The following is a 12,921-nucleotide window of genomic DNA, read 5'->3' as shown; positions in this document are numbered from 1 at the left end:
TTCTCTACTGGCCATCCTAGCAACCGTTTCCCGTACAGCCGGAGATTGTGACGATTTTTGACAGCTTAAGGTCAAGGTTTGCCTATATCCCGCCCATTCTGCCCAAATACTTTCCTTTTTTCCTTGCTTTTCCATTAAGTAATCCTTTAGCAAGAGCGCATCCCCTAGACACAGTCGTTACCATTAGGGCAGACCCATAAAGGAAAAAGCCTATGCCAGATCACAATAACGACATTACCCAAAGTCCCAGTCTTGACCGCGACTGCACCACCCTCTCCCGCCACGTTTTGCAACAGCTCCAGAGCTTCGACACGGCAGCCCAGGACATCAGCGCCATCATGAATCGCATTGCCCTCGCCGGAAAGCTCGTTGCCCGTCGCCTCAGTCGCGCTGGCTTGATGGAAGGGGTACTCGGCTTCACAGGGGAAGAAAATGTCCAAGGAGAATCTGTCAAACGGATGGATCTCTATGCCAACGATGTCTTTATTTCCGTTTTCAAACAAAGTGGCCTCGTCTGTCGCCTCGCCTCCGAGGAAATGGAAAAACCCTACTACATTCCTGAAAACTGCCCCATCGGTCGCTATACGCTGCTCTACGATCCGATTGATGGCTCCTCCAATGTCGATATTAATCTCAACGTGGGGTCTATTTTTTCCATTCGCCAACAAGAAGGCATGGACCTCGACGGAGACGCCGCCGACCTCCTCCAAAATGGCCATAAACAGATTGCTGCTGGTTATATTCTCTATGGCCCTTCGACCATGTTGGTTTACTCCATTGGCACAGGGGTTCACTCGTTTATTCTCGATCCCAGTTTGGGGGAATTTATCCTCGCTGAAGAAAACATCACAATGCCCAACCATGGCTCGATCTACAGCGTCAATGAGGGGAATTTTTGGCAGTGGGAAGATTCGATTCGAGATTACATCCGCTATATGCACCGCCACGAAGGTTACACGGCCCGCTACAGCGGTGCCCTCGTGGGGGATCTACACCGCATCCTGATGCAGGGGGGCGTCTTTCTCTATCCGGGCACAAAGAAAAAGCCAGAGGGCAAACTGCGCCTCCTCTATGAAACCGCACCGTTAGCTTGGCTCATTGAACAGGCCGGGGGGAAAGCCAGCACAGGCACTATGCCGCTCCTGGATTTTGTGCCGACCTATCTCCACCAGCGCACCCCGACAATCCTCGGCAGTGTGGAAAATGTGGAATTGGTTGAATCGTTTATCCAAGAGGCAGAGCGGGAAACCGTCGGTGTTTAAGCATTGAGAGGATGTGGCAAAAATTCGGATCGACAACTGTGAGGTGAAGCTGAATGCAAGAGTTAACGGGGCGCATTGCCCATCAATCCTTAGGTGTTGGCGTATGGGTTCTCGAAACAGCAGCGGGGGTCAACTATGAACTGCGGGATTTACCCCAGGTCTATCAGCAGCCAGGGCTGCAAGTTACTGTAACGGGAGAAGTCCTCGCCGATACGGTTTCTGTTGCCATGGTGGGGCCAATTTTCGCCGTGGATACCGTTACAAAACTTTAGCGCTACACTGAAGGCACTTGTGCGCTTACCTGACATCAGTTTTGATGATGGTCGGCGATCGCCTTCTAAAAATCAGCCTTTTTAAAACCCTTTCATCATAAAACTCTTAAATACCATGCGTGTCCTCCTCATTTATCCGGTTTTTCCGCCCACCTTTTGGTCCTACGAAAAAATCCTTGAACTGGTCAACCGCAAGGTGCTGCTGCCCCCCTTGGGCTTGATTACTGTGGCGGCGATTTTACCCCAAGAATGGGAATTTAAGCTGGTTGACCGCAATATCCGTGCTGTCACCGAAGCGGAATGGGAATGGGCCGATCTGGTCTTGATGTCGGCAATGATCGTCCAAAAGGATGACCTCCTCGATCAAATCAAAGAAGCCAAAAAACGAGATAAATTAGTGGCCGTTGGTGGCCCCTACCCGACGTCGGTACCTGAAGAAGTCCAGGATGTGGGGGCGGACTTTTTGATCCTCGATGAAGGAGAAATCACCCTGCCGATGTTTGTGGAGGCCGTTAATAATGGCGCAACCTCAGGCACCTTTCGGGCTGAGGAAAAACCCGATGTCACCACCACCCCTGTCCCCCGTTATGATCTGCTGGAATTGGATCAATATGATTCGATGTCGGTGCAATTTTCCCGGGGCTGTCCCTTCCAATGTGAATTTTGTGACATCATCGTCCTCTATGGGCGCAAACCCCGCACCAAAACCCCAGAGCAGCTTCTTAAGGAATTAGATTGCCTCTACGAATTGGGTTGGCGACGGAGTATTTTCATGGTGGATGATAATTTCATCGGCAATAAACGCAATGTCAAACTCCTCCTCAAGGCCCTTAAGGAATGGCAACGGGAACATCAATATCCTTTCCGCTTCAATACTGAAGCTTCGGTGGATCTCGCTGACGATCCAGAGCTGATGGATTTGATGGTGGAATGTTTCTTTGATGCGGTTTTCCTGGGTATTGAAACCCCTGACGAAGAGAGTTTGCAACTGACGAAAAAATTTCAAAATACCCGCAGTTCCCTCGCTGAATCCATTGACAAAATTATTCAAGCGGGATTGCGACCCATGGCAGGCTTTATCATCGGCTTCGATGGGGAGAAAAAAGGGGCAGGCGATCGCATTATCAAATTTGCAGAACTGACGGCGATCCCCACCACCACCTTTGCGATGCTCCAGGCGTTACCGAATACGGCTCTCTGGCACCGCCTCGAAGCAGAAGGACGACTCCGGGCGAAAAAGGACGGCAACATCAACCAAACGACCCTGATGAATTTCATCCCTACTCGTCCCCTCGAAGACATCGCCAATGAGTATGTCCACGCCTTTTGGCAACTCTACGATCCCCACCTTTATTTGGACCGCATTTACCGTTGTTTCCTGAAATTGGGCGCGCCCAAATGTCATCCCCCGGCCAAGTTGCCCAGCCTGGTCGATCTCAAGGCATTGGCGATCGTCATTTGGCGACAGGGCATTAAACGGGATACCCGCTGGCGCTTCTGGCACCATTTATTTGGTATTTTGCGCCACAATCCGGCAGTTTTTGAGCATTACCTCACCCTCTGCGCCCACAACGAGCATTTCCTGGAATATCGCCAGATCGTCAAAGACAGCATCGAAACCCAGTTAACGGAATTTTTAGAACAGGAAGAAACCTCTACTCCCACCCCCGTTACGGTGTAATTCCCACTGGGCCAAGCATGTAAAAATAAAACTCCCCGATTTTCAATAGTTGGGGAGCTTTTTATTGCTTTGGGCAGGATAAAGAAATTTAGAGAGCCATGGCAGCGAGGGTCTGGTCTAAAAGGGCGATCGCCTCATTGATTTCTGCGGCGGAAACAATCAGAGGCGGCACAAATCGGAGTACCTTCGGGCCAGCGGGAGCCAACAGTAGACCCTTTTCCATAGCTGCTTTGACCACTTCAATGGAGGTGAGTTCGAGGTCTGCTTTAATTTCCATACCATTGATCAAACCCCAGCCCCGGACATCGCTGAAGTAGGGATATTTTTCGGCCAGGGTTTTTAAACCCGCCCGGAGCTGCTCCCCACGGGCATTGACATTTTCGAGTAGGTTTTCCTGTTCGAGGGTTTCAACCACCGCTAGGGCCGCCGCACAGGAGAATGGGTTACCGCCGAAGGTGCTGGCGTGTTCCCCAGGGTTAAAGACCGCACAGGAATCCTTGCACATCATCGCGCCAATGGGGATTCCTCCCGCTAATCCCTTCGCACTGGTGAAAATATCCGGTTCAATGCCGAGGTTTTCGTAGCCCCAGTATTTGCCAGTTCTCCCGACCCCAACTTGCACTTCATCGAGGACAAGGAGAATTCCGTTTTCGTCACAAATGCGCCGCACTGCTTTGAAATATTCCACATCACCAGGCCGGACGCCCCCTTCTCCCTGGAGGGCTTCGAGCATAATGGCAGCGACGCGGCGGTTACCTTCATCGATGTCGGTGATCGCTTCTTCGAGGGCGCGAATGTCGTTGTAGGGCACATAGGCAAACCCATCGGGGAGCGGGTCGAAATGTTTTTGGTATTTGGGTTGTCCGGTGGCGGTAATCGTCGCAAGGGTACGCCCGTGGAAGCTCGATTTCGCCGAAAGGATCACGGGTTGTTCGAGGAAATCTGAGACGGTGTGGGCATATTTACGGACTAATTTAATCGCCGCTTCGTTGGCTTCGGCCCCGGAGTTACAGAAAAAGACTTTATCGGCACAGGAATGTTCGACGATCCACTGGGCTAAAGCGCCTTGCTCTGGGATGTAGTAGAGGTTAGAAATATGGTGCAGTTTTTGAATCTGCGCACTGACCGCTTGGATCAGGGCTGGGTGAGCATGGCCCAGGGTGCAGGTGGCAATGCCTGCGACAAAATCGAGGTAACTTTTCCCTTCGGTATCCCACAGACGACATCCTTCCCCCTTGGCGATCGCCACCGGAAAGCGCCCATAGGTATGCATCACATACTGATCGAACTGAGTTGGGTTAAAGCTTTGGGCTGGGGAATGGTTCAGTAGCGTTTGGGGACTCACGGGTTACTCCTCTTCGATGGCGAGACTCAAAGTTAAATTTCAGTTTAGCCAATGGGTAATCTTTTTTGCTAAATACAAGGGGGGAATGAGCTAAAGAAATTCTATGTTTTTTTAGCTTCCTACGGGTCGGCTGAAATTGTCTGCAACTTTCCCTACAAACATCAGACTTATCTTGAGGTTCATCGGTGTACAGCATTGAGCAAAAATATAGACGCCTCAGGGGGCAACTGCAATTGGGTCTGCTGATGCTTGTGGCGCTGTTTCTGCTGGGGACAAGTTGGTTCATTGTCGTGGAGCAGTGGTCGTGGGTAGATGCGGCCTACATGACGATGATCACCTTAGCCACGGTGGGCTTTGGGGAAATTCATCCCCTAGGCGATCGCTCTCGGATATTCACTATTATTCTGATTTTTTTGGGCTTGATTGCGGTTGGTTATATCGTCAACCGTTTCATCGAAGCAATGATTAGCGGCTATTTTCAGGAGATAAAAAAATTGAAACAGTATCAGCAGCAAATTAGTCGTCTCAATAACCATTACATTGTTTGTGGCCTCGGTCGCACGGGGCAGCAGGTGGCCCGGGAATTTCTCGCCGAGAATATTCCCTTTGTCGTCATTGACCAAGATCCCGACATTATCGAAGCCGCTCAGGATCAAGGCTATATTTGTATTCAAGGAGATGCCACCCTCGATCAACATCTCCATGAAGCGAAAATCGACCGGGCAACTTGTTTGGTGGCGGCCCTCAGCTCCGATGCAGAAAATCTCTATACGGTACTCTCTGCCAAAACATTGAATCCAAAAATTCGGGCGATCGCCAGGGCCAGTACCGAAGAAGCCGTGGAAAAATTACGCCGCGCCGGAGCCGATGCCGTTGTTTCTCCCTACATTACCGGGGGACGTCGCCTGGCCGCCGCGGCCCTTAGACCCCAGGTTATGGATTTTGTTGATGGCATTTTGACTGGCGCAGAACGGTCTTACTACCTCGAAGAAATCCGTGTGGATAGCAATTGCGGCGGTTACATTGGCAAAAGCCTCAGTGAAGCCCGACTCAGGGTACAGTCCGGTGCCCTCGTCCTCGCCATTCGCCGTCAAGATGGCAGCCTTATTCCTGGGCCGACGGGTGATACCTTACTGTTATCTGGGGACTTTTTAATTTGCATGGGCACAGCCGAACAACTGCGTAAATTAAATAGTATTTTGATCCCTGTACAAACCGATGGGCCTCTCCGTCCCCCCCAGCGCTAGGTCAGTGTTTCCTGAAACAATGCTCTACCCAGGCTAGGCCACAAAAAATATTGATACAAACTTTTGTTAATATTGATACCAACTTAGAATTCTTGAGATAATAAGAGGAATCCACCCACCATGACTGACAAGAAAATTGTAGTTTCCCCGTCCATTCTTTCAGCGGACTTTAGCCGCCTTGGTGAAGAAATTAAAGCAGTCGATGAGGCTGGCGCTGATTGGATCCACGTCGATGTCATGGATGGTCGTTTTGTCCCGAATATCACCATTGGGCCGTTAATCGTCGAAGCCATTCGTCCCTACACCAAAAAGCCTTTGGATGTGCATTTGATGATCGTTGAGCCAGAAAAATACGTGGCAAATTTTGCTAAAGCTGGCGCTGACATTATCTCCGTCCACGCAGAACACAATGCGTCTCCCCACCTCCATCGCACCCTCTGCCAGATTCGTGAACTGGGTAAAAAATCTGGGGTTGTGCTGAATCCTTCTACGCCCCTTGACATCATTGAGCACGTCCTTGATGTTTGTGACCTGATTTTGATCATGAGCGTAAACCCTGGGTTCGGCGGCCAAAGCTTCATTCCTTCGATGGTGAACAAAATCGAAAAACTCCGGGCCATGTGTGATGAGCGCGGCCTGGATCCTTGGATTGAAGTCGATGGTGGGATCAAGCCTGCTAATGCGTGGCAAGTGATTGATGCGGGTGCGAATGCGATTGTTGCAGGTTCTGCTGTTTTCAAGGCCCCCAGTTATGCTGAGGCGATTGAAGGGATTCGTAACAGCAAAAAATCAGAAGCGGTTGCGGCCTAGGACATCCCCCTAAATCCCCCTTCAAAGGGGGACTTGAGATCCTATTTTTGTGGCCAAGGGAGTCTGGTGGCATAATCGAAATGCTCCCCTCCAGAATGGTTGTGCTGTGAAAGAGTCGGATTTGCGTCGATTGGCGGAACAGGGAAATCCCCAGGCGATCGCCCAGGTGTTAAGGCAAGCGTTTCAACCCCACCAGATCCGGGTGATGCTCAAACGGGTGACTGATAAGCACCTCAAAATTCAACTCGAAGGTTTTAATACCCCCGACCAGGCGATCGCCAAACAAATCCTTACCCCTTGGCAGAAAATCTGGGAGCACACGATCACAGAAACCTTTACTGTTGAAGGCATTCGGTTTGGGGAAGTTACCCCCGACTGGGAATGGACAATTGTAGCGGGCTTACTCTCTCCAGCCGAACGGGAACCCTCCCCGGAAGCGCTCAGTGCCCAAGAATCACCTAAAAAGGCAGCCCTCAAAAACGATGATCTCACCCTGAAACTCCGGCAACTACTCGCTGCATACCTATGGAGTATCAAAGTTACCCCTTCCGCTGGGGCCTTGGTGATCAAGTTAACGGTAATTGACCAGCGCGATAGCCAAGACTATTGCCAGATTATCCAGCAGGCTTTGCAGCATTTCTCCCTGGATAATGTGGAAAAAGTCTATCTCAATGTCTACCATCGTCAGCAACGGCAGTATCTCCTCAAAACCTGTTTTTCTCTCCATGGCGCCCTGCCGTCCCAAATCCCCAACCCGCGCCCCCGGTCACGGCAACTGCATCCAGATACCCCCCAGGCGCTCCTCATTGGTGGCGGCCTAGGTCTGATTCTCTTTTTGCTGCCCCCCAGTCGCTTTATTCTGAATACCTTTCTCACCCTCGTCCATGAAATTGGCCATGCGATCGCCTTTTGGCTGTTTGGCTATCCCGCTGTGCCGAGTTTTGACTTTATCTTTGGGGGGGGAATTACCCTCGCCCTCGGCCGCGCCAGCATTATTTTGTGGCTACTCTACGGGGCGATCGCCTATCTCGCTTGGCAATACCGTCGCAATCGCGGTACCCTAATCACCTTGGCAGGTCTGACTCTCCTGCAAATCCTTTTGATCCTGACGGGTTGGGATCAAATCGCCATTATCGCCATGGGTCATCTCTTGGAAATTGCCGCCGTCTTTATTTGTCTGTACTTTGCCCTCGGTAAATATTTTTGCCATGTCTCCGGTGAACAAACTCTCTATGCCCTGTTGGCCAGTTTTAGCTTTCTGGAAAATGGTGCCTTTTTCGGGCAGCTTATGACCAGCGAAACGTTCCGCATTGCCTACCGGGTCGGGAAAGGGGGCCTCCTCGACCATGACCTGGTGCGTCTGACCCAAGATTTTTTCGCGATGTCCCTGTCAACCCTGGCGGGTTGCTTTCTGCTGCTGACTTTCCTCGCGCCCGTGCTGGCCTTTGGGGCATTTTATTGGGAATCCCGCTGGGTACCTCAGTTTTATCGACTATGCCAACCGAGCCCCAAATCCTAAAAATTGTCGTAAAAAAACCTATTCCTCAGGAATAGGTTAATTGCAATTGAAAATTTAGGTTTGACTCACAAACATCTTCCTAAACGTAGCAAGATTTCATTTGTATTTTTAATAGTCACCGGTGTTCAGACGTTGGTCACCATCAATAAACACATCAGCAGGCGGTGTTACAGTGAAACGCTCCAAATTTTCCTCTAACCGTGCCAGTTGCTTCTCGCTGAGGTCGGGGATATTCAATACATCTTCAACACTGTCATAGGGGGCATTTTCGATGATGCGTTTAGCCAATGTGGGATAAAATCCACGGAGCTCGCGGAAAAGACGGACGCTGGCGTTGTTTAGGTCGATTTTCTTGCCGTATTCTGACTCAAGCACCTTGTCAGCGGGATTAACACGCTCACCGAGCACGGCTGCAGAAACAAAGCCATTGCTTAAATCGAGGGCTTGGGCTTGGGGCTGAACGCTAAAGAACGCGCAACCGAACATGAGGACGAGCCCCATTAATGCACTCACAACTCTACTCATTATGATTGATTCCTCCTAGGCTTTTCCCAGCTTTTTTTGATGATTTTTAGATTTATGTAAAATACCAAGCTTCAGGCGGCCTGAAACTACTAACGTAAAAAATTCTGGCTTATTATTTCATTTTTCCGGCTTGATTGTCACCCTCGGCTTTTTTGATTCTGAAGAATGGCAACAAAAGTTAATAAATATTGCGCTGTGTGACGGCAGCTTATCATTTTCTGGTGGCGATCGCCCCCCTTGGCATCTTCCCAGGGAGATGGGCCATAATAATTCTTTGGTAGTTTATTTAACATCAGGAGTTTAGTTTATGTCTCTCCGGTTAGGCGATGTGGCCCCCAACTTTACCCAAGATTCCACCATTGGGGAAATTAATTTTTACGATTGGGCCGGCGACAGTTGGGTTGTTTTGTTTTCTCACCCCGCTGACTTTACCCCCGTGTGCACCACCGAATTGGGCGAAGTGGCTCGGTTAAAGGGAGAGTTTGAAAAGCGCAATGCTAAGGTAATTGCCCTCAGCGTTGATGACACGGCCTCCCACAATGGCTGGGTGGGTGATATCGACGAAACCCAGGGATGTGCTGTCAATTACCCGATTTTGTCCGACGCAGATCAGAAGGTCGCTACCCTCTACAATATGATCCACCCCAATGCCAACCCGAAGGTGACAGTGCGGACAGTCTTTGTCATTGATACTGAGCGGAAGGTACGTTTAACCATTACCTATCCCCCCAGCACCGGCCGGAATTTCCAAGAAATTTTGCGGGTTTTGGATTCGTTGCAACTCACAGACAACTACAGCGTGGCGACTCCCGTTAACTGGCAGGATGGTGAAGATGTCGTGGTTTCTCCGGCAATCTCCACTGAGGATGCGAAGGTCAAGTTTCCAAAGGGCGTTAAGGAAATCAAGCCCTATCTCCGTATGACCCCCCAACCGAATAAGTAGAGCCTCAAGTCCTAGGGGTTGGCAGTCTCTGAAAAAAGGCGATCGCCAGCCCCAGCAATACAAGTCAAACTATCGGCGTTATCCTTCACCCAATAGCAGCTTGATTAGAATTTTAGAAAAGCATTGCCTGTAAGGTTTTGGCAAGCTGGGTATGGAGTTTATGGCTTGCTTTATAGGCCAGGTAATGGGCCGTGGGAATTGTGCCCAGCAAACTCAAATCCCCGATTAAATCAAGTAATTTGTGGCGAGCCGGCTCATTGTCAAACCGAAGCGGCGGATTGAGCCATTTTTCTTGATCGCAAACGAGGGCATTATCAAGACTGCCTCCCTGAATTAAACCAGCTTTTTTCAATTGCTCAATTTGATCGGCAAAGCCAAACGTCCGGGCCGGGGCGATCGCCTGGGCAAAGGGCTCTGCTGCGGGGCTCCAACTGTGCCACTGGTTGCCAATGGGCTTGTAGGTAAAATCGATGCCATAGGTAAACCGCAGTTCCAGTGAGGGTAAGGCCACCACAAACGCGTCATCTTCCCGGAGCCAAACGGGTTCTGCGACCACGGGAACGGCGATCGCCTCATCTGTGAGGGTCTGGGTGCCTGCCTTGGCGATCGCCTCTACCCACTGCGCTGCCGAGCCATCCAACAGGGGTAACTCCGGCCCATCTATTTCGAGGCGCACAACATCGATCCCAAGACCCACCAATGCCGCTAACAAATGCTCTGTGGTTCTGACCTTGGCCTCACCCACTGCCAATTCCGTAGACAAAAGGGTTTGATCGACGGCCTCAATGCGGGCCGGGATCTGGGGTTGCCCTGGTAAATCTGTACGCACAAAATAACGACCCTGGTGGCGATCGCCAGGCACGAGCCTTAGGGTGACCCGTTGCCCCGAATGGAGACCCACCCCAGAACATTCAACGGTTGTTTTTAACGTTTTAACCATCACAAAAAAGGGGGGTGCCCCCCACGAAATCAGACCGATAACACCTTAGAAACGCTCACCAATACCAAAGTGAATACGACTGTCCCCTTGGTCGTTAAGCCCATAATCCACCCGGATTGGCCCCAGGGGAGAATTCACCCGCACACCGATACCATAGCCGAAACCATTACCGGGCTTACCACGGGTCCCCGCCGGATCTCCAGGCACATCATCCCCGGAACCGAGGTCTGTGGCATAGTCCGCAAATAGCGCGCCACCCACCGCCGAGAAAATGGGGAAGCGATATTCTGCTGTCGCTTGGATGTAGTTACGGCCACTGCCGAGGTCTCCTTCTTCAAAGCCCCGAACCGAGTTACTCCCCCCAAGAGAGAAGGCTTCGTAGGGGGGTAAATCCCCGATAATTGCGCCCCCTTGGATATTGAAGGCCAAAGTGTGGGGTTTCTCTTCACTGCCAAAACTGGGGAGTTTAATCGGTGAATCCATATAGATACTGTGGCTGGCCCGGAGTCGGTTAAAGAGAATACTGCCGCTACCAATGGGAATGGTCTGGTCGGTGCCGAAACGGGTAATGGAGCCGCGGGTTGCCCCATCGAAGCTCGTGCGTTTATCGCGCACCACATTTAGACTCAGAGCAAAGATATCGTCAATACCATTGTCAGAGAAACTGAGTTGGTTCCCAGCTTCGTCGATAAACTCTGTATCACCATCGGCATTGGTAATCCGGACGCGATTGTAGTCGAAGCCGAGGGAGGCGCGCCATTCAGAGGGGCCAAAAACATCCTTCGATAAAGGACGGCTAAAGGTCACCCCACCGCCAATCCGGTTAATTCGGGGGCGATCGCCGCTGTCTTGCAGATCAACATCATTTTCCCCACCATCAAAGATCAGTGAGATAGAACGACGGCGGAAGGCATTGACCGAATAGGACGTCCGGTAAGGATCGCCGGCAATCCAAGGATCCGTAAAGGATAGGTCGAACAGAGCATCCCGTTGTCCTAATTGGAATTCGGCTGCCAGACGCTGGTTATTGCCGCCCAGGTTTTGTTGTTGGTAGCTCACACTCCCAAAGAAACCGCTGGCGGAGCTAATCCCCCCACCCGCAGCGATGGAGCCTGTATTTCCTTCAATGACATTTAGATTGAGGACAGCCTGGGTCGGATCTTCGGTGCCTGTGGTGAAATCTAACTGGACATCTTCAAATAACCCCAGACCAAACACCCGCTGGAGATCCCGTTGGGCGACATCCCGCCGGAAAACGTCTCCTGGCTTGAGTTCCATTTCCCGCGTGATGATAAAGTCTCGGGTCTTGCCATCAACGGATTCATTGTCAGCATTAATGAAATTGACCTGAATATCTTCGATCACCCCTTCAACGACGACGAGGGTCACAACCCCATCGGCACTGGGTTCATCAATACCGATCACTTTCGCTAAATCGTAGCCATTGTCTTGGTACCACTGCTGGAGTTGTTGCAGCTTATTACTGCCCTCTTGGAAATCGTTGAGGTTGATAATTTCGCCATAGCGATCGCTAAAAATATTATCGACAACTTCGGGAGGGGTAATATTTTGACTGCCTTCTAGGGGCAATGCCTGCACGACGATATCGGTCAAAACGGGGTTGGGCACCACGTCAAATGTCACCCGTACCCCAAGGGGTGTATCTTCCGGGGTGGCGACTACATTGGCAAACAAACCTGTCGCATAAACACGGTTCACGTCATTACGGATTTGTGAAACCGTCGTCGGCCGCCCGGCTTGGGTTTCAATGGCCCGGATAATTCTTTGTTCCAGTTCGACGTTGTCGCCCACACCATTAATCTGAATTTCTGCGACCAATACCCTAGGCTCGTTGGGGTTGGCTTGCTGGGCATTAGGATTTCCCTGCTGCTGGGCGTAGAGTTGCGGCAGATTACTATCTTGGGGAGCTTCTTGAGCCTGAGCAACGGGAGAGGTAACAGCTTGGGTTGATGATTGGGCCAGGTTTTCGGACTGGGGCGCTGGCGTCTGGGAAGCTGGTGCTGCTGTGGGGGCTACATCCTCTACGGGCAGAGCTGGCACAACAACTTGGGTCGCCGTTGGCACCAGGGGATCGGAGTGACTCCCTTCTGATCGGGGTTCGGCATGGGCCGGAGACATCACACCCAAAGAGGCGATCGCCGCCCAAAGTGCGAGGGCCTGGGGGGAAAAATAGTCTAAATTTTGTTGTTTCTGCACGTCCAAACACCAGATCAAACGAAAGTTATCAGCACTATATTTATAAGTGCTTTTTCTGTAAATCGGCCAACATGAGTAATTTACTCTGCTGGATTGTACCAGAGTCGAAGACGGGGAAGCGTTGCTTATGTTTCCATGTCTAGACCCCGTAATTTAGCCT

The 12,921-nt window shown here is 51.0% G+C and carries 11 protein-coding genes; 7 read left to right on the top strand and 4 right to left on the bottom strand.

Annotated features, from left to right (window positions below; translation table 11 throughout):
* Nucleotides 1–212: 212 nt before the first annotated feature.
* From fbp to AACQ84_RS01640, 3 genes are all read left to right on the top strand, one after another.
* Entirely contained in the window at nucleotides 213–1,262 is a 1,050-nt protein-coding gene (gene fbp, locus AACQ84_RS01650) for a class 1 fructose-bisphosphatase (RefSeq protein WP_012305963.1), read from the top strand.
* A gap of 53 nt (nucleotides 1,263–1,315) precedes the next feature.
* A complete protein-coding gene (locus tag AACQ84_RS01645; protein ID WP_012305962.1) occupies nucleotides 1,316–1,534 on the top strand; it encodes a DUF5818 domain-containing protein in 219 nt (72 codons plus the stop codon).
* A 115-nt stretch (nucleotides 1,535–1,649) separates the two neighbouring features.
* Entirely contained in the window at nucleotides 1,650–3,215 is a 1,566-nt protein-coding gene (locus AACQ84_RS01640) for a B12-binding domain-containing radical SAM protein (RefSeq protein ID WP_012305961.1), read from the top strand.
* 88 nt (nucleotides 3,216–3,303) lie between these two features.
* Here AACQ84_RS01640 and AACQ84_RS01635 read toward each other — a convergent pair whose 3' ends face one another.
* Entirely contained in the window at nucleotides 3,304–4,560 is a 1,257-nt protein-coding gene (locus AACQ84_RS01635; RefSeq protein WP_012305960.1) for an acetylornithine transaminase, read from the bottom strand.
* Between the two features lie 245 nt (nucleotides 4,561–4,805).
* Between AACQ84_RS01635 and AACQ84_RS01630 the strand changes: the two genes are divergently transcribed.
* The 3 genes from AACQ84_RS01630 to AACQ84_RS01620 all read left to right on the top strand — a co-directional run bounded on the left by AACQ84_RS01630 (nucleotide 4,806) and on the right by AACQ84_RS01620 (nucleotide 8,136).
* On the top strand, nucleotides 4,806–5,807 hold the full coding sequence (locus AACQ84_RS01630; protein WP_045441446.1) for a potassium channel family protein: 1,002 nt from the start codon (nucleotides 4,806–4,808) through the stop codon (nucleotides 5,805–5,807).
* 120 nt (nucleotides 5,808–5,927) lie between these two features.
* Nucleotides 5,928–6,617 (top strand): ribulose-phosphate 3-epimerase, encoded by a 690-nt coding sequence (gene rpe / locus AACQ84_RS01625; protein ID WP_012305958.1) that lies wholly within the window; start codon nucleotides 5,928–5,930, stop codon nucleotides 6,615–6,617.
* A 49-nt stretch (nucleotides 6,618–6,666) separates the two neighbouring features.
* Entirely contained in the window at nucleotides 6,667–8,136 is a 1,470-nt protein-coding gene (locus AACQ84_RS01620) for a hypothetical protein (RefSeq protein ID WP_041443316.1), read from the top strand.
* Between the two features lie 108 nt (nucleotides 8,137–8,244).
* Here AACQ84_RS01620 and psbU read toward each other — a convergent pair whose 3' ends face one another.
* Nucleotides 8,245–8,661, bottom strand: a complete 417-nt coding sequence (gene psbU, locus AACQ84_RS01615; protein ID WP_012305956.1) for a photosystem II complex extrinsic protein PsbU — start codon at nucleotides 8,659–8,661, stop codon at nucleotides 8,245–8,247.
* Between the two features lie 307 nt (nucleotides 8,662–8,968).
* Here psbU and AACQ84_RS01610 point away from each other — a divergent pair, with 307 nt between their 5' ends.
* The gene (locus AACQ84_RS01610) at nucleotides 8,969–9,604 is read left to right on the top strand and encodes a peroxiredoxin (protein ID WP_012305954.1); all 636 of its coding nucleotides are present in this window, start codon (nucleotides 8,969–8,971) and stop codon (nucleotides 9,602–9,604) included.
* Between the two features lie 112 nt (nucleotides 9,605–9,716).
* Here the strand turns inward: AACQ84_RS01610 and lpxC are convergent, their stop codons facing one another.
* Nucleotides 9,717–10,544, bottom strand: coding sequence for a UDP-3-O-acyl-N-acetylglucosamine deacetylase (lpxC, locus tag AACQ84_RS01605; protein ID WP_012305953.1), 828 nt, complete (start codon nucleotides 10,542–10,544; stop codon nucleotides 9,717–9,719).
* Nucleotides 10,545–10,589: 45 nt separating this feature from the next.
* Complete coding sequence (locus AACQ84_RS01600; RefSeq protein ID WP_012305952.1) at nucleotides 10,590–12,761, bottom strand: BamA/TamA family outer membrane protein; 2,172 nt, start codon at nucleotides 12,759–12,761, stop codon at nucleotides 10,590–10,592.
* Nucleotides 12,762–12,921 lie beyond the last annotated feature (160 nt).

Source organism: Picosynechococcus sp. PCC 7002 (assembly GCF_963860125.1).
In the GTDB taxonomy this organism is placed as follows: Bacteria; Cyanobacteriota; Cyanobacteriia; order Cyanobacteriales; family MRBY01; genus MRBY01.
The sequence above is the reverse complement of the archived record's forward strand: the minus strand, read 5'-3'. Positions and strand labels throughout refer to the sequence as shown.

Coding starts and splice junctions, on each gene's coding strand:
- fbp (WP_012305963.1), top strand. CDS start 213: ATGCCAGATCACAATAACGACATTACCCAAAGTCCCAGTCTTGACCGC.
- AACQ84_RS01645 (WP_012305962.1), top strand. CDS start 1,316: ATGCAAGAGTTAACGGGGCGCATTGCCCATCAATCCTTAGGTGTTGGC.
- AACQ84_RS01640 (WP_012305961.1), top strand. CDS start 1,650: ATGCGTGTCCTCCTCATTTATCCGGTTTTTCCGCCCACCTTTTGGTCC.
- AACQ84_RS01630 (WP_045441446.1), top strand. CDS start 4,806: ATGCTTGTGGCGCTGTTTCTGCTGGGGACAAGTTGGTTCATTGTCGTG.
- rpe (WP_012305958.1), top strand. CDS start 5,928: ATGACTGACAAGAAAATTGTAGTTTCCCCGTCCATTCTTTCAGCGGAC.
- psbU (WP_012305956.1), bottom strand. CDS start 8,661: ATGAGTAGAGTTGTGAGTGCATTAATGGGGCTCGTCCTCATGTTCGGT.
- AACQ84_RS01610 (WP_012305954.1), top strand. CDS start 8,969: ATGTCTCTCCGGTTAGGCGATGTGGCCCCCAACTTTACCCAAGATTCC.
- lpxC (WP_012305953.1), bottom strand. CDS start 10,544: ATGGTTAAAACGTTAAAAACAACCGTTGAATGTTCTGGGGTGGGTCTC.